Origin of the sequence: Amycolatopsis echigonensis (genome assembly GCF_002846615.1) — a bacterium.
Classification (GTDB): domain Bacteria; phylum Actinomycetota; class Actinomycetes; order Mycobacteriales; family Pseudonocardiaceae; genus Amycolatopsis; species Amycolatopsis echigonensis.
Genome location: NZ_PJMY01000003.1, coordinates 7586606 through 7603653, shown reverse-complemented (window position 1 = coordinate 7603653; position 17048 = coordinate 7586606). Strand labels below are relative to the sequence as shown.

At 70.2% G+C, this 17048-nt stretch carries 14 protein-coding genes; 2 read left to right on the top strand and 12 right to left on the bottom strand.

Annotation, left to right across the window (positions count from 1 at the left end):
• Positions 1-15: 15 nt before the first annotated feature.
• Both lnt and ATK30_RS40855 read right to left on the bottom strand, forming a co-directional pair.
• On the bottom strand, positions 16-1635 hold the full coding sequence (gene lnt / locus ATK30_RS40860; RefSeq protein WP_101440039.1) for an apolipoprotein N-acyltransferase: 1620 nt from the start codon (positions 1633-1635) through the stop codon (positions 16-18).
• A gap of 10 nt (positions 1636-1645) precedes the next feature.
• Positions 1646-3247 (bottom strand): amidohydrolase, encoded by a 1602-nt coding sequence (locus tag ATK30_RS40855; protein ID WP_101440038.1) that lies wholly within the window; start codon positions 3245-3247, stop codon positions 1646-1648.
• Between the two features lie 121 nt (positions 3248-3368).
• Here ATK30_RS40855 and ATK30_RS40850 point away from each other — a divergent pair, with 121 nt between their 5' ends.
• Together ATK30_RS40850 and ATK30_RS40845 are read left to right on the top strand one after the other, a co-directional pair.
• Positions 3369-4757 (top strand): KamA family radical SAM protein, encoded by a 1389-nt coding sequence (locus ATK30_RS40850; protein WP_208637554.1) that lies wholly within the window; start codon positions 3369-3371, stop codon positions 4755-4757.
• A gap of 324 nt (positions 4758-5081) precedes the next feature.
• Positions 5082-5306: a hypothetical protein gene (locus tag ATK30_RS40845; RefSeq protein ID WP_143271484.1), complete on the top strand. Its 225-nt coding sequence runs from the start codon at positions 5082-5084 to the stop codon at positions 5304-5306.
• Between the two features lie 58 nt (positions 5307-5364).
• Here ATK30_RS40845 and ATK30_RS40840 read toward each other — a convergent pair whose 3' ends face one another.
• The 10 genes from ATK30_RS40840 to ATK30_RS40795 all read right to left on the bottom strand — a co-directional run bounded on the left by ATK30_RS40840 (position 5365) and on the right by ATK30_RS40795 (position 16975).
• Positions 5365-6300, bottom strand: coding sequence for a PrsW family intramembrane metalloprotease (locus ATK30_RS40840; protein WP_101440036.1), 936 nt, complete (start codon positions 6298-6300; stop codon positions 5365-5367).
• A 99-nt stretch (positions 6301-6399) separates the two neighbouring features.
• The gene (locus tag ATK30_RS40835; protein ID WP_244194875.1) at positions 6400-7755 is read right to left on the bottom strand and encodes an erythromycin esterase family protein; all 1356 of its coding nucleotides are present in this window, start codon (positions 7753-7755) and stop codon (positions 6400-6402) included.
• Between the two features lie 59 nt (positions 7756-7814).
• On the bottom strand, positions 7815-8105 hold the full coding sequence (locus ATK30_RS40830; protein WP_312878533.1) for a DUF4235 domain-containing protein: 291 nt from the start codon (positions 8103-8105) through the stop codon (positions 7815-7817).
• Positions 8106-8449: 344 nt separating this feature from the next.
• Positions 8450-9049 (bottom strand): TetR/AcrR family transcriptional regulator, encoded by a 600-nt coding sequence (locus tag ATK30_RS40825; RefSeq protein ID WP_101440035.1) that lies wholly within the window; start codon positions 9047-9049, stop codon positions 8450-8452.
• Positions 9050-9079: 30 nt separating this feature from the next.
• The gene (locus ATK30_RS40820; RefSeq protein WP_101440034.1) at positions 9080-10177 is read right to left on the bottom strand and encodes a hypothetical protein; all 1098 of its coding nucleotides are present in this window, start codon (positions 10175-10177) and stop codon (positions 9080-9082) included.
• A complete protein-coding gene (locus tag ATK30_RS40815; RefSeq protein WP_101440033.1) occupies positions 10174-11634 on the bottom strand; it encodes an FAD-dependent oxidoreductase in 1461 nt (486 codons plus the stop codon). Before ATK30_RS40815 ends, ATK30_RS40820 begins: the two co-directional genes overlap by 4 nt.
• Positions 11635-11829: 195 nt before the next feature.
• Positions 11830-13281, bottom strand: a complete 1452-nt coding sequence (locus ATK30_RS40810; RefSeq protein ID WP_101440032.1) for an amidase — start codon at positions 13279-13281, stop codon at positions 11830-11832.
• Between the two features lie 93 nt (positions 13282-13374).
• Entirely contained in the window at positions 13375-14535 is a 1161-nt protein-coding gene (locus ATK30_RS40805) for an acyl-CoA dehydrogenase family protein (protein ID WP_101440031.1), read from the bottom strand.
• Positions 14532-16481, bottom strand: a complete 1950-nt coding sequence (locus tag ATK30_RS40800) for an AMP-binding protein (protein ID WP_101440030.1) — start codon at positions 16479-16481, stop codon at positions 14532-14534. Before ATK30_RS40800 ends, ATK30_RS40805 begins: the two co-directional genes overlap by 4 nt.
• 17 nt (positions 16482-16498) lie before the next feature.
• A complete protein-coding gene (locus ATK30_RS40795) occupies positions 16499-16975 on the bottom strand; it encodes a MaoC family dehydratase (RefSeq protein WP_101440029.1) in 477 nt (158 codons plus the stop codon).
• Positions 16976-17048: the final 73 nt, after the last annotated feature.

Below are 17048 nucleotides of genomic sequence, written 5' to 3'. Positions count from 1 at the left end.
TCCGCATCCGGCGGGTCAGCCCGCCGCTTCCCCTGCTGTGGTCCCCGTCGGCGCCGCCGTGCCGCGCCGGGTGCGAAAACGGAGCACGAACCCGCCGGCGACACCCGCGATCGCCAACGCCAGCAGTCCGTACTCCGTCCACGCACCGATTCGATCCGACAGCGTAGTCTGCGTGCGCAGCGGCACGCGCCCGACCAGGGCATCCGCCGTGAAAAGGCCGGTGGAGCTGGTGATCGTCCCGTCCGGGGCGACGAACGCGCTCACCCCGGACACCGCCGACACCACCACCGCGCGCCCGTGTTCGACCGCGCGCAGCCGCGCCATCGCCAGCTGCTGGTAGCTCATCTCCCCCGGTCCGTACCAGGCGTTGTTCGTCGGCACGACGAGCAGCTCGCCGCCTGCGGCGGTCGCGTCGCGAGCCGGACCGTCGAACGCCGATTCGTAGCAGATGAACACGCCGACCTTGGCGCCCGCGACCGACAGCGCGGCGTTGGAGCCGTCGCCGGGACGCATGTCGCGGGTGTCGTCGATGAACGGCGTCACCAGCCGGGCGACGGCGCGGGCGGGCACGTACTCGCCGAACGGCACCAGATCCTTTTTCACGTAACGCTGCCCCGGGCCGGTGTTCGGATCCCAGACGACCGCGGAGTTCTCCGCCGCCCCGTCCGGGGTCCGCACGAGCGCGCCGATGATCGCGGGAGAGCCGAAGGCCGAAACCATCTGGTCGACGCCCGGGTCGTCGCCCTCGAGCGGGGTCGAGGTTTCCGGCCACAGCAGCAGATCCGGCTTCGGCGCCTGTCCAGAGTGGACTTTCTGCAGCAGGCGGGCGCTCTCGGCGAGGGCGTTGGCGCGCAGCACTCCGCGTTGCCCCTGCAGGTCCAGGCCGATGTCCGGCGCGTTGCCCTGCACGGAAGCGACGGTGAGCGAACCGTTCTGCGCCTCCGTTCCGATCGTCGGCCACACCGCGAGCCCGGCCGCGGCGGGCAGCACGGTGAGCACGGCCGGCCACACGAGCGCGCGGTCCCAGGCTTTACGCGTGCGCCAGAGCCGGGCGACGACCGCGGCCAGGCCGAAACCGGTGAGCACGACGGCGAGGCCGACCAGCGGCGCGCCGCCGACCGATGCCAGCGACAGGAACGCGCCCTCGGGCTGGCTGAACGCGACGCGGCCCCACGGGAAACCGCCGAGCGGGAACCACGCGCGCGGCGTTTCGAGCGCGACGAAGACCAGCGCGCCCCAGAGCGGCGCGAGAGGCAGCCGGGAGACGACGCGGATCAGGAACCCGGCGAGTCCGAAGTAGAGGGACAGCGCGAACGACAGCGCCAGCCACGGCAGCGGCCCGAAGTCGCGGCCGAGGAAGTCCTGCAGCCACACCAGCAGCGGCACGAAGAACGCCATGCCGAACACGAAGCCGTACCCGAACGCGCCGCGGAACGACCGTCCACGAAGGACCAGCGCGAACGCGGCGAACGCGATCGGGGCCAGCCACCACAGCGGGCGCGGCGCGAAGCTGAGGTAGTAGCCGTAGCCCGTCGCCGCCGTCGCCGCGACGCGCGCGAGCCAGGGCTTCCACGCCCGCTTTCGCTTGGTCTTGTGCGGAACGCCCGATTCGGCGCCCGCCACGCTCACTGCCACACCCGGAACTCTAAGCGGCCGGTGTGAACTCGTCGTAGATGACCGTGCCGCCGCGGACGGTGCGCAGGCAGCGCGGCAACGGCGTGCCCGGCTCCAGCCTCGGCAGCGGCGGCACGCCCGAACGCGGGTCGGTGGACCAGCGCTGCACGCGGCTGTCGGCCGTCGCTACGACGAGGTCGGCCGCGTCCCAGATCGCGTAGTGCGCGGGCGCGCCGGGGACAAGGCTGCCGGTCACACCGTCGTTGACGCCCGCAGCGCGGTGCCCGGCACGGGTGTGGGCGGTGAAGGCGGCGCGAGCGGAGAGGCGCGCTTCGGGAGTGTGGTGGTGCACGGCCGCGCGGACCGCCGCCCACGGGTCGACCGCGCACACCGGCGCGTCGCTGCCGAAAGCGAGCACGACTCCTTCCGCCGCGAGCTGTGCGAACGGGTTCAGTGCTGTCGCCCGGGCGCCGAGCCGTTCGGAGTACATGCCGGAGTCGCCGCCCCAGGCTTCGTCGAACAACGGCTGCACGGACGCGACGACGCCCCATCCGGCGAGTGCGCGCGCCTGCTCCGCAGTGACCATTTCCAGGTGCTCCAGCCGGTGGTGGCACGCGGCGAGGGGCCGCTGGCCGACCTGCTTCTCGGCGAGCCGGAATCCCTCGACCACTTCGCCCACGGCGGCGTCGCCGATGACGTGGAACCCCGCCTGCAGCCCGGCTTCGGTGCAGGCGACCAGGTGGTCGGCGATGACCCCGGCGTCGGCGTAGAGAGAGCCGGAGGTGCCGGGCTCGTCCGAGTACGGCGAGGTGAGGGCCGCGGTGCGGGAGCCGAGGGCCCCGTCCACGAACAGGTCTCCGGCGACCCCGTGCGCGCCGAGGCGGCGGGCGGTCTCGAGGCCGTTGAGTTCGCCCCAGTAGCCGACGACCTCGGGCAGGCTCGGGTCGGCCAGTGCGAGGAGGTCGGCGAAGTCTTCCTCGCCGGAGATGTCCGGGCCCGCGCATTCGTGCACCGACACGATCCCGCGCGCGGCGGCCGTCTCGAGGAACGCGCGCTGGGCCGCCTGGCGCTGCGGCCGGGTGACCGCGTCGCGGACCGCGCCTCGGACGCGGTGGTGGGCGTCGCGGGTGAGCGGGCCGTCGGCGGACCATCCGGCGGCGGATTCGACGCCCGGCGCGAGCTTGACCAGCGCGCTCGACACCAGGGCGGAGTGGACGTCGACGCGGCTCAGGTAGACGGGCGTGTCACCGGCGGCGTCGTCCAGTTCGGCGCGGCTCGGCAGCCGCTGCTCGGTCCAGGACGACTCGTCCCAGCCGTGCGCGAGCAGGACCTGCCCGGGAACGACGGCTTCGCGCACCGCGGCGAGCAGTTCGGCGGAGCTGCGCACGGAGGTCAGGTCGAGGCCGGTCAGGTGCAGGCCGGTGGAGGTGGCGTGCACGTGCGCGTCCACGAACGCCGGCGCGACGAACGCCCCGCCCAGGTCGACCACCTCGGCGTCCGGGTGCAGCGCGCGGGCCGGAGCGTCCTGGCCGACCCACACCACGGTGCCGCCGGAGACCGCCATCGCGGTGGCGTCCGGCGAGGACGGGGTGTAGAGGCGGCCGCCGAGCAGGAGCGTCGTGCTGTCGTTCACGCCCCGAGTCTCTCGCCTGCCCTTCCGAGCAGGGCAGACCGGGTCATCATGCAGAAAGATTTACGGTCGACTAACGTTATGGCAGGATATTTTCACGCGTTCCCGACGACTAGGAGTACAGATGACTGCGATCCAGGAACCTGTGCCGACTGCCGCCGCCTTCGACCAGCCGTACGAGTACGTCCGCGCCGAGTTGGTGGAACCCGACTGGCGCCGCTTCCCCGGCTGGCACGACGTGACCGAGGCAGAATGGCGGGACGCGCAGTGGCAGCGCGTGCACTGCGTGCGCAACGTCAAGCAGCTGCGGGCGCTGATGGGCGACCTGCTGGAGGACCGGTTCTACGAGGACCTGCTCGCCGACCAGCGCGAGATGGCCACGATGTCGATGCTGCTGCCGCCGCAGATGATCAACACGATGGCCCCGCACGCGGGCACCGACCCGGCGAAGGTCACCGAGGCGTTCCACGCCGACCCGATCCGCCGCTACATGCTCCCGGTGCGCAGCGACCGGCACGAACGGTGGCCGAGCCACCCGCACGCCGAACGCGACTCGCTGCACGAGGCGGAGATGTGGGTGGTCGAGGGGCTCACCCACCGCTACCCGACCAAGGTGCTGGCCGAGATGATCTCGACCTGCCCGCAGTACTGCGGGCACTGCACCCGGATGGACCTCGTCGGCAACTCGACCGAACAGGTCGAGAAGCACAAGCTCGCGCTCAAGCCGGTCGACCGCCAGGACGCGATGATCGACTACCTCAAGCGCACCCCCGGAGTGCGCGACGTAGTGGTCTCCGGCGGCGACGTGGCCAACGTGCCGTGGCCGCAGCTGGAGTCGTTCCTGATGCGCCTGATGGACATCGAGACGGTGCGCGACATCCGCCTCGCCACGAAGGCGCTCGCGGCGCTCCCCCAGCACTGGCTCCAGCCGAAGGTCACCGAGGGCTTGCAGCGGGTCGCCCTGACGGCCCAGGCGCGCGGGGTGAACCTGGCCATCCACACGCACGTGAACCACGCACAGTCGGTGACGCCGCTGGTCGCGGAGGCGGCGAGGACGGCCTTGCAGGTCGGCGTGCGGGATGTGCGGAACCAGGGCGTTCTGATGCGCGGGGTCAACGCAACTCCGGCCGCGCTGTTGGATCTTTGCTTCGCTTTGCAGGGCGAGGCCAATATTCTGCCGTACTACTTCTACATGTGCGACATGATTCCCAATGCGGAGCATTGGCGGGTCGCCGTGTGGGAAGCGCAGGAATTGCAGCATTCGATCATGGGCTACTTGCCGGGGTATGCGACGCCGCGGATCGTGTGCGATGTTCCTTATGTGGGGAAACGGTGGGTGCACCAGGTGGCGGAGTACGACCGGGATCTGGGGATTTCGTACTGGACGAAGAATTACCGGACCGGGATCGAACACGAGGACCGGGAGGCATTGCAGCGGAAGTACCCGTATTACGACCCGATCCAGACGTTGCCGGAAAGCGGGCAGAAGTGGTGGGCTGATCAGCCTCGCTGACCCGAGCGGATGATCGCGAGGGTTTGCCTGCGGCCGGGCGAGGCATCCGCCAGCCGCGGCAAAGCACGTGGCTGTTCCTGCTGACGCTGGCCGGGAATAGGACTCGCCACCCTCTGCCTGCCCTGACAGAGCTGACACGACATCCACCGGCTGCGAGCTGCCCCGCACGGGCAGTTCGCAGCCGGTGTCACTGAACATTCCGCAGTGCAGCTACGTCGGCAAGGACGCCACGGTTAACACGACAGGGTCGGCATGAACACGAACAGGCCAGAGGCACGAGCGAGCACGGTGTTGGACAGCCTCCGCAACCGGTTCCAGCCGATCGTGACCAGCCTGCTGGAGAAGCACGACCCTGAACTGTTGGCCGCATTTCGGGTGCAGGATAAACCCACGCTCGACCAGCAAGAAGCCATGATCGACGTCGTGGGCGACGCATTCAGCGAGCACTTCGGCCCCGGGCACGAACCGACGGAACAAGGCAAGCTCATCGACGACGCACTCGGCGCGTTCCTTACCCGCTGGCCGTCCGAAGACCTCACCGAGGACTGACCGCGCGACCGTACTGAGCGCGGAGTTTCGCTCGCGCACTGCGGTCCGAGCGGCAGTGTCACATTCGGACAGTCGGCACTCGCCACAGCACCCCGGACTGCGTGCCCCGGCTAGCGCCGCGGCGTTCCAGGAGCAGCCATGCCACGCCGACCAAAGCCAGTACAGCCAGGCCGCCCCAGCTCAAAATCGTGAAGAGGTTGGCTTGCAAGGGAGTCGGCTGTACTTGATAGCCCTCCTGAAGCAGCTGGGATTGCGTCGGGGTGCCGGTCAGCAGCAGCGTGAGGGTCAGGGCAATGCCGTGCATGGAGTCCCACAGGGCGTGCAGCACCGAGACGCCGAGGTACGACAAGAGCAGGCGGCGCGTGAGCGCGAAGTGCCGATGGTCGCTTGCGGAGAACAGCACTCCTCCGAGGATCGCGGTCCACAGTCCGTGGCCGACCGGTGCCAGGAGGCCGCGCAGGATTTCCGTCTGGACCAGATCGACCAGCGAGAGGCCGTGCTCGGTGAACAATGCTGTGAAGGCGTAGCCAGCCGATTCGAAAGCGGCGAAGCCGAAGCCGACCGCAGCACCCAGAATCATGCCGTCCACGGCGAATTTGCGGGTCAGGCGGCGGGTGAGGAAAGCCAGAGCGGCGAGTTTCACGGCCTCCTCGACCAGACCGACCCCGAAGAACAGGCCGGGCGACGGGTGCAGTAGGTAGGTTTCCAGCAGCGAAGCGCCCAGCACCCCGAGCACGCCGCCGGTGACGAACGTGTTCAGCAGCAGCTCCGCGGTCACCTCGCCGCTGTGCTGCCGCCCGAACGCCCAGGCGACAAAGGTGACGGGCACGAGGAAGCTGCCCAGCAGGACCAGCGTCGGCACCAGATTGGGGTTGCCGGTCGCGAACGTGACGACGACCGTCAGCACCCACAACAGCAGGCCGACCCCGAAAATCCGAAGCCACGAACGGCGGGGCGCTCGGCTCGTCGCGGGACCGGCGGACTGGTAGCGCATGTCGTCTCCTGAGCGGCAAAGGTCTGTGCGCGGTCGGATACCCACAACTCGCGTCTCCGATACCCAGCGGACCGGCGGCCGGAAGCGTCGTTCCTGGACTTACTGTCCGCTCGGATACGTCTCGGCCTCCGCTGGGACCAGTTCGTCCTCGAGCGGGTGCAAGGGGGTCAGCGCGCTGCTGGAATCGCAGTGGACGAAGGCGTCGTAGCGGCGGGCCGGAACGGTGGGCACGTAGTGGCCGCGATCCGAGTCCGGTCGGTAGACCACGCCGATCGCGCGGTGGCCGCGGAGCTGGTCGGCCCAGCCGGAGGGCTGGTCCGGGAAGACGAAGAGCGTGTGGTCGTCGGGCACGGCTTGGTGCAGCAGCCCTTCGAGACTGTTCTCGCGCGCCGGAGGGACGGTTACCCGGCGCGGCGACGCACCCCAGCGTTCGCCCGCGATCACCGAACCGCGGTGACTGCCGAATCCGACGGTGACCACGCCTTCTCGCGCGTGCCGCTGGCGCACCAGCTGCCCGAGGTTCAGCATTCCGGCCGCGGCCATGTCCGTGGCGCGGGCGTCCCCGACGTGGGTGTTGTGCGCCCACACGACCGCTTTGGCCTTGGGGCCGTATGCCCGCACGAGCCGGTCGAGAGTGTCGGCGAGATGCCGGTCGCGGACGTTCCAGGACCGCCGATCGCCGCGCACCAGTTCGCGGTAGTAGCGTTCGGCGCCGGCCACGACCTCGGCGTTCTGCCGGGCGACGAAGCCCGCGTCCAGCCCGGGCGGCGACGAGCCGTCCCTCGCGCGGCGCAGTTCGGCCAGCAGCGCCACGACCTCGTCCTGGCAGCCGTCCGGCACGATCGCGCTGGCCCTCGCGTACCGCTGCGGCTGCTGCTCGTACGGCTCGAAACAGCGCCACGCGGCCAAAGCGCGGTCAACGTGCTCCGGCCGGTGCTGCCGCAGGTAGCCGAGCACCGCGCGCAAAGAGTCCCAGAGGCTGTAGACGTCGAGGCCGTGGAACCCGACCGGCGGACGCCCGGCCGAACGGGCCGCGTTGAACTCGCGCAGCCAGCGCGCAAACTCGGCGACCTCCTCGTTGGCCCACATCCACCGCGGCCACCGGTCGAACTCCCACAGCACCTGCGCCGGGTCCTTCGGGACGCCCGGCGCACCCGACACGCAGCAGTGCAGCCGGTGGCAATCCGGCCAATCGCCCTCCACCGCGACGAAGGAGAAGCCCTGTTCGGCGATCAGCCGCCGCGTGATTTCCGCGCGCCACCAGTAGAACTCCGAAGTGCCGTGCGACGCTTCGCCGAGCAGCACGTAACGAGCGTCGCCGATCCGGTCCAGCAGCGGCTCCAGCTCCGTCGGTTCGTGCAACGGGACCGCAGCCCGGCGAACCTCGCCCACCTCGTCCATCCGGACCTCTTCCTCGAACGGCGCACCGACACCCTCCGGGTATCCGCTGCGCACCCCCGGCACACTGCCGCGCGCTGAAGTCCGCTGAGCTCGCGGCAGCGGTGCCGCGGATCTCAGGCGCTGTCGTGCTTGTCGGTGTCCCCGGGCCACTGCCCGGTGAGCTTGTCGTAGCCGGTCGCGCCGCCCCGGTCGACCGCCGCCTTGACCAGGCCGAAGATCGCTCCCTGGACGGACGCCGCCAAGAGCACCTCGCCCCAGCCCCGGTCCTTCTGCAGGGGGGTGGGCGCCTCTTTGGTGCCGGCGATCACCTTCCACGCTCGTTCGAACGCCGCGTTGGCGGCCAGACCGCCCAGCACGCCGAACAGCATGCCCATCGGCCGGTACAGCAGCTTGTTGATGTTCACGTTCACCGTTCCCTTCGCACGAGCTTCCACAGCCAGCACAGCGTCGTCGGCCGTCTTGAAGCACTACCCGCAAGCGCGGGGGTGTATGCGACTGCCGTGACAACCGGGCACCTTCGGGTCGCGCTGACGCCACTGCTGACACGAGCACATCCCCGAACCCACCACCGCCGGCGCCCGCGTCCGGAGCACGGCGGGCGAGCGCACCGGCCAGGGCCTTGACCGAGGTCCAGGCTGACGACCCCCTCGGCGACTGCGAGGTTTACCTCGGGGTGCACGAGCCTCCGGTCACCTGGTCCTGACCGGACCGACGGCGTCCTTTGTGGACGCCCGACGCCGTGCCGGGATCACCCGCGCAGTGCCGGGCCGATCCAGCGGCGCACCATCCCGCGCAGTTCGTCGTCGGTCGCCGGGGGCGTCGAGGGGTATTGCAGGAACGACATGAACAGCCGCATCAGGATCTCGGCGAGTTCTTCGAGTTCGGCGTCAGTGCGCACCCCGGCGGCCGACCAGTCCACCTCGGTGTCGCGCAGGATCCGCGCGCCCAGGGAGAACGACGGCGGCGTGGCGGTTCCGGCCGTGAAGTAGTCGGCTTCCCCGGCCTGCAGGAGCAAACCGAGATAAGGCTCGTCGGGCAGGCTGCGGACCGCGAAGACGACGGATTCGACGGCGACCTCGACCGGGCTGTCGAACGCGGACAGGTGCCGCCGCATCCGTTCGGCGAACTCGTCGGCGCCCGCGTGGGCGACGGCGCGCAGGATCTCGGCCAGGCTGGGAAAGTAGCGGTACACGGTCTGCCGGGTCACGCCCGCTTCCGCCGCGATGTGGGACAGGTTGGTCTTGGCCAGCCCGGCGCGGTCGATGCACGCGATCGCCGCCTGCACGATCCGGCGGCGTGCCTCGTCCTCGGCTCCCGGCGGGTCGCCCTGCCATCCGTGGTACCCCATGGCGCCCATCGTCCCAGACGAGGCCGCAGGTCAACGAGCGACGGGCGCGTCCCGGCGAGCGGCTGCGCGCTGCGCGGCCAGCAGCAAACCGGCGGCGACGAAACAGGCGAGCGCGTACGGCCCGCTCCCGATCGGGGTTCCGGCGCTGGTGACCCCGTCTCGGGCTCCGAGGTAGGCGGGCAAGGCCCCGATCCAGCACACCGCCATCCCGAGCAGGTAAATCGCCGGGTAGTACCGGCCGAAAACCGAGAGCGGCTCGTCCGTTCCGCGCTCACCGGAGCGCAGCTGTGCCACGACGAGCCCCGCGCCGGCGAGCCAGACCAGGGCAAGTTCCACGCCGAGCACCCAGGCCTGCGCCGTCGGGTCGGGATGGTCGCCGCCGAACAGGCTCGAGGGGAGACCAGCGACTGCCATGGTGAACGGGGTGAGGACGCCCGCCGCGAGAATGCGCGGCACCAGCCGCCAACCGCGGCGGCCGCCGGTGAAACGCACCACCAGGTAGGTCATGGCCGCCATCGAAACCGAAGCGAACAACAGCATGCTGGTCATCGGAACCGAAGCCAGCGCCGGCTGGTTGACGATGCGGTTGGCCGGGTTCCAGGCCCACCACCCGAGCTGCGGGCCCACCTGGTCGAAAACCTCGTAGAAGACCTGGCAGGCGAACGCGACGGCGACCGCCCCGGCCAGCGGGCCGCGGCGGCGGAAGATCCCGAGCGACCGCACGAGCTCGTAGGCGAGCTGGCTGATCACCGGATAGAACGCCACGATGTAGAGCGGCAGCCGGTCTCCCATGAACTGCACGGTGAACCGGTTGTGCGCGAAGATGAACCCGTACAGCCGGTCGAGGCCGAACCATTCGGGAAAATACAGCGGCGGTTCGGTGACGACGAGATACACCAGCGAGGCCCACCACAGCGCCAGGTTGACCGGATCGCCCGCGCGGTAGCGGCGCACGGCGTGCCACAGAGCGAAAACGGCGCCGCCGACGATCAGCACCTCGAGCAGCGGCATCGTCCAATGCGCGAGCTCCCACGGCACCCGGACAGAGACCACTGGGCTGACGTCGTGGCAGTCGAACCCGAGCCGCCGGGTGACCGCCTCCGCGTCCGGCCCGCAGACGGCGCTCATCCCGCGACCGCGGCCGGAGAATAGTCGGTGGCGGGCGGCTCGACGTGCGGATCGAAACCGTAGGGCACCCGGTGCCGGCCCAGCACCGAGCGAACGCAGTAGCGGGCGAGCCCGGCGAGCACGCGCGGATTGCGCATCATCTCGCCCAGCGACTCGTCGAGGTTGAACACCTTGGCGAAATGCTCGTCGACGACGTCGTCCTCCCGGGCGGCCCCGACGATGAGGCTGAACGCCGGGGCGGAGACGGCCGCGAGGAGGCGGCGTTTCCGCTCGGACAGCCGCTCGGTGCCCTCCGCGCACTCGTAACCCCGGTCGCGAGCCATCGCCAGGGTCCACGGCACCTGCAGAAGATCCTGCTGTGCGGCAAGGAATCGCGCGGAGAAGCCCGCGTCGAGGCTGGTGGCGCGGGCGAGATGCTCGCGCAGCAGCAGTGCCGACCCGGACGCGGAACTGATGCCCTGCGCGTAGAACGGATTGAACGCGCAGATCGAGTCGCCGACGAACGCGAGACCTCGCGGCGGGTTCGCCCAGCGGTCGTACCGCCGCCACCGATTGCCGGTGGACCGGGTCAGATGCACTTCCGAGGTGGGCGTGCACCGGTCCATCGCGGCGGCGAACAGCGGCGTCCGGACCCGGCGGGCCGACTCGCCGAAGGCGTCGGCCGTCCGCGGCATTTCCAGGCCCCACGAGCCCATGCACGCGATGACCCGGTCGCCCTCGATCGGGAAGAAGTTCACCAGGAACTCGTGCTCCGCGGGATGCCGGCCGCGGTCCTGGGTCGGCATGAGCACCAGGTGCCGCCACCACCAGGACGCCGGCCGGCGCTCCGGCGGGGGCAGCTCGTACCAGCGTGAGGTGTAGGTGACCTTGGCGTCGAGGGTCCGCACCTCGGGCTCCGGCCAGCCCGCCGCCACCAGCCAGTTCGCCACCGGCGAGCCGCGGCCCATCGCGTCCACGACGAAGTCGGCGTCCAGGTGTTCCTCGCCGCCGGGCGCGGCGACCTCGACCCCGGTGACCGCCCCCGCCGCGGTGGCCAGGCCGCGCACCGCGACACCCTCCCGGATGTCCACATTCGACAGTTCGCGCACCTTGTCCCGCAGCACGCGCTCGATGAGGATCCGCGAGCTGTAGACCATCGTCATCGCACTGCGCTTGCGCGCCGACCAGCCGTCCCGGTCCAGGTAGGCGGCGTCCATCGACGGCATCAGGTGCAGGCCGCCCGCCCCGACCAGGTCGTCCTCGAATCCGGGGAAGAGCGCGGTGATCGCCCGGCGGCCCGAGTTCAGCAGGAAGTGCGGGTGCTTGCTCTGCGGCACCCCGCGCCGGTGCTCGGCCTCCTCCGGGAGCTCGTCCCGCTCCAGCACGAGCACCTGCTCGAAGTACGGGGCCAGCGCACCGGCGGTGCACAGGCCCGCGACGCTTCCGCCGAGGACGACAGCGGTCTTGCCGAGCTTCATCCGAACCAGCTCCGCTCGTCATTCATACAAAGGTGGAGATAATGTATGAATGACGAGCGGAGCGTGTCAACACTCACCGTGCGTGACGCCTTCCCCGGGCGGCGGATGGCGAGGAAAGCCGAATCCTTTGTGGACAGTCGGTGTTCGCCCCGGAAGCCTTGGCGCGCAAGGCAACGGGCCGCCGGCTAGTACGGCTCAGTTCGGCTTCTGGAAGCCGCCGAGCCGCTGCTCCAGCAGTTCGGCCAGGCGCAGCGGCGTCCGGTCCTCGAACATCGGCCCGATGACCTGCACGCCCACCGGCAGCCCCTCGGGCGAGAAGCCCGCTGGCATCGCGGTGGCGGGCAGGCCGGGCATGGTGGCCAGACCGGCCCAGACGAGCTGGTCGAAGAACGGGTACTCGACGCCGTCGATGTCGATCCGGCACGCCAGCAGATCCGGGTTGTGGTCGTGCGGGAACGCGGGCGTCGGCGTGACCGGGCAGACGACGGCGTCGAACTCGGCGAAGAACTGCCGCCAGCCGTGCCGGTGGAGTTCGCGGCGGTGGTTCGCCGCGAGCCAGTCGCGGTGGGTGACCACCATCCCGCGCAGCCGCGCCGCGTCAAGGCTTTGGTCGTCGGCGCTCAGCCCGGCGGCACGCGCCTGGAGTTGCTCGTACGCTTCGACCGGGAAACGCGCGACGGAACCCGAGAACAGCAGCTCCGTGTAGAGCGTCGCGGCTTCGGCCAGGTCGGGCAGCAACGCACTGTGCCGGTCGACCTGGGCACCGGCATCGCGCAGAGCTTCGGCGACCCGGTCCACGCCAGCCCGCACCGCGGTGCCGGTCGGAATGAAGGGGTGGTCGTCTAGCACCAGGACCCGGAAGTCGCTCAGCCGCTCGTGGCGCGCGGGCGGCAGCGTCAGTTCGTGCGCCACGCCGTACGTCAGCGGGTCCGGCCCGGCCATGATGTCGAGCAGGAGCGCGAGGTCGCGAGCAGTACGCGCCATCGGGCCGACGACGGCGAGATCCAGGTCGACCGGCAACGCCGGAACGGCCGGCGGGACCATGCCTCGGTTCGCCACCAGGCCGAGCGAAGGCTTGTGCCCGTACACCCCGCAGAAATGCGCCGGGGTGCGCAGCGAGCCGCCGATGTCGGAGCCGATGGACAACGCGCCGAAGCCCGCCGCCAGAGCCGCTGCCGATCCGCCGGACGAACCGCCGGGCGTGCGATCCTGGTCCCACGGGTTGTTGGTGGTGCCGTAGACCGGGTTGGAACTCTGCAAACCCTGCAGTCCCAAGGGGACGTTGGTCTTGCCGAGGATCACCGCACCGGCGGACTTGAGCCGCGCCACCTGTACCGCGTCCTCCGCCGGCAGGAAACCCCGGTGTTCCGGCATGCCCCAGGTCGTGGGCAGCCCGGCCACGTTGTAGCACTCCTTGACCGTCACCGGGATGCCGAGCAGCGGCGCGTCCTCGCCGCGGACGCGCGCCTGGTCGGCTTCGCGCGCGGCAGCGCGGGCCCGGTCGAAGTCCGGCACGCAGATCGCGTTGAGTGCCTTGTCTTCCCGTTCGATGCGGTCGATGGCCTCGTCGGTCAGCTCCAGTGAGGTCACCTCACCGGCGTGCAAGGCGGCCGCGAGTTCTTCGGCCGATTGAAAGTTCCGCTCCATGAATTCGACCGTAATGGGCACCTGGTGGAGCCATAAAATGTCAATTCGCACAACGGGGCAGAGGCCTCGCCCTCTGCCCCGTCGCGAGCTGCCTCAGTACGAGCGGGGCAACCCGAGGACCTGCTGCGAGATGTAGTTCCGCACCATCTCCTGAGAGAACGGCGCGTTGCGCAGCAACCGAACCTCACGCCACAGCCGCTCGACGTGGTACTCCTTCGCGTACGCGTAGCCGCCGAGAGTCGAGAACGCCCGGTCGCACGCCTCGAAACCGCTCTCGGCGCCCAAGTACTTCGCGGCCGCGGCTTCCGGACCGCACGGTTTGCCTTCGTCGAAGAGCCGCGCCGCCCGCATCACCATGCCTTCGGCGGCTTCCAGCCGGATCCACGAATCCGCCAGCGGGTGCGCCACCGCCTGGTTCTGCCCGATCGGACGGTCGAACACCACCCGGTTCTTCGCGTACTCCGACGCGATGTCCAGCGCCGCCCGGCCCAGGCCGACGCCCTCCATGCCGACCACGATGCGTTCCGGGTTCAGCCCGTCCAGCAGGTAGTAGAAGCCCTTGTCGACCTCGCCCACCAACCGGTCGTCCGGCACGAACAGGTCGTCGATGAACAGCTCGTTGGTGTCGATCGCGGCCCGGCCGAGCTTCTCGATCTCCCGGACCGTGATGCGCTCGCGGTCCAGGTCGGCGAAGAACAGCGACATCCCGTACAGCGGCTTGTCGTCCCGCCGCGGCGACGTCCGGGCCAGCAGCAGGATCTTCTGCGCGTTCTGGGCGTTGGTGATGAAGACCTTCTTGCCGGTGATCTTCCAGCCGCCGTCCACTTTGGTCGCCTTGGTCTTGATCCGCGACGTGTCGACCCCGGCGTCCGGCTCGGTGACGCCGAACGCCATCAGCAGCTCGCCCGTCGCCAGCTTCGGCAGGAATTCCCGCTTGAGCTCCTCCGAGGCGTACTTCACCAGCGGGGCGGGCGGGAACACGTAGAAGTGGATCGCCGAACCACCGGCCATGCCGGCGCCCGACGCGGAGATCTCCCCCATCATCACTGCGGCCTCTTCCAGGCCGAGCCCGATGCCGCCGTACTCCTCCGGGATCATCGCGCCGAGCCAGCCGCCGGCCCCGAACGCCTTGACGAACTCCCACGGGTACTGGTGGTTGCGGTCCTTGTCGAGCCAGTAGTCGTGGTCGAACTTGCGGGCCAGCTCCCGGGTCGCCTTCCGGACGATCTCGACGTTGCTTTCCGGGTCGGTCATTTCGCGGTCTCCTCAGCGAGTACGGGGATGTCTTCCAGCGGCGTGGCCGGATCGAGCGACGACAGGTCGCCGACCGGGGCCCCGACGAACCGCGCCCGGATCGCGCGCCGCATGATCTTGCCGTTCTTGGTCTTGGGCAGCGTCGGCACGACGTACACCTCGGGGGCGAACGACTTTCCCGCGTTCTCCAGCGCGGTCGCCGCCAAGTCCGCGCGGTCGGCCCCCGGTGCGCGCAGCACCGCGAACGCCACCGCGCGCTGGCCGCGCAGTTCGTCCGGGGCACCGATCACGGCCACCTCGGCGATCCGCTCGTCGCGCAGCAACGCCGCCTCGATCTCGGCCGGGCCGACGCGGCGGCCGGCCAGCTTGAGCGTGTCGTCGGAGCGGCCGTGGATCCGCCATTGCCCGTGTTCGTCCACACTGGACAGATCGCCGTGCACCCAGATCCCGTCGAACCGCGACCAGTAGGTCTCGAGGTAGCGCTCGCGGTCGTGCCAGAACGCGTGCGTCATGCCCGGGAAAGTGTTGCGCACGGCCAATTCCCCGATCGCGCCGACGACCGGCTGCCCCGTGTCGTCGAGCACCGCCGCGTCCACGCCGGGCAACGGCCCGGTGAACGCGGCCGCCTCGCCCGGCAGGAACGGGTAGCCGACGATCAGCCCGCCGCCCACCTCGGTGCCGCCGCTGTAGTTGACGATCGGCACCCGGCGCTTCCCGACCTGCTCGAACAGCCACCACCAGGTCGGCTCGTCCCATGCTTCGCCAGTGGAGACGAACGCCCGCAGCGTCGCCAGCGCGTGCTCCGGCTTCTCCTGCGCCGCACGCAACGCACGGGCCGCGGTCGGAGCGATGCCTTGCACAGTCACTCCGTTGCGCTCGACGATCTCCCACATCCGGTCCGGCGTGGGATGCGTCGGCAGGCCCTCGATCATCACGATCGTCGCGCCGAGCTGCAGCGGCCCGGTCATCAGCATCGGGCCGACGAGCCAGCCGAGGTCGGTGATCCAGCAGACGACGTCGTCGGCGTGCACGTCGAAGCCGTAGGCGAAATCGACGGCGGTCTTGACCGCGAACCCGCCGTGGGAATGCACGATCCCCTTCGGCCGTCCCGTGGTGCCCGAGGTGTAGACGACGGTGAGCGGGTCGTTGGCCTCGGTCGCCGCGGTTTCCACCGGCGCGGGCGACGGGTCCAGCTCGTCGTAGTAAACGTCCCGGCCGTCCGTCATCGGCACGTCGATGCCGAGGTGGCGGACCACGACGACACGCTTTACGGAAGGCGCTTCCCGCAGAGCCGCGTCGGCGGTCTCCTTCAGCGGGACTTGCTTGCCCCGGCGGGTCGTCCCGTCCGCGGTGATCAGCACGACCGCTTCCGAATCCTGCAGCCGGGTGGCGAGCGCGTCCGCCGCGTAGCCGCTGAACGTCGGCACCGCGACCGCGCCGAGCATGGCGATCGCCAGGAACGCCACCACCGCTTCCGGGACCACCGGCATGAACAGCACCACCCGGTCGCCTCGCGAGACGCCTAGCGCGGCCAGGTTCGCGGCGAACCCGCGCACCTGGCCGTCCAGCTCGCCGAACGTCAGCGTGCGCCGCTGTCCGGAATCGCCCTCGTAGACGACCGCGGTCTTGCCCGCGAGTGCGCCGCGGGCGTGCCGGTGCGCGCACAGTTCGGCGACGTTGATCCGCCCGTCGGCGAACCAGCGCGGGAACGGCTTGCCCTCGGACTCGTCGAGCACCCGCGTGAACGGCTCCGCGAAGGCGACGTCCAGGTCCTCGACCACGGCGCGCCAGAACCACTCCGGATCGGCGATCGCCCGGCGGTTCGCCTCGGCCACGCCGTCCGCGTCGCCGGGCAAGCCCCACTTCCGCAGCGCGGCGAGGTACCGGCTGCGGTCCAGCACCTCTCGCGGCGGCACCCAGGCGAAACCCGTCTCGTCCTCGGCCATGTCCGCTCCCTTCCCGCTCAGCTCTGCGCGGCGGGCGCCTCGGCGGCGGACCGCTTCAGCATCAGGCCCGCGCGCAGCGCGTCGCACACGATCTCGTCGCGCTGGTTGATCCCGAGGTGCCGGAACATGACGATGCCCGAGTCGTTTCGGCTCTTGGACTCGCGCTTGCTGACGATCTCGGTCCGCACGTGGATGGTGTCGCCGTGGAACACCGGCTTGGGGAAGGTGATCTTCTCGAAGCCCAGGTTGCCGAGCGTGGTGCCCTGCGTCGTCTCCGGCACGGTCACCCCGGACACCAGCCCGAGGATGAACAGGCTGTTCACCAGCCGCTGGCCGTAGATGGTGTCCTTGCTGTACTCCGCGTCCAGGTGCAGCGGGGCCAGGTTGAGCGTCATCACGCTGAACAGCGTGTTGTCCGCCTCGGTGACCGTGCGCCGCGTCGGGTGGTCGATCACCATCCCCGGCTCGAACTCCTCGAAATACAAGCCTGCCATCGGTAGTCCTCTCCCCGCCGCGCGCCCGGCGTCTGGTCGGTCGTCCCCGGTCGAAGCGTCCCGGGCAGCGGTG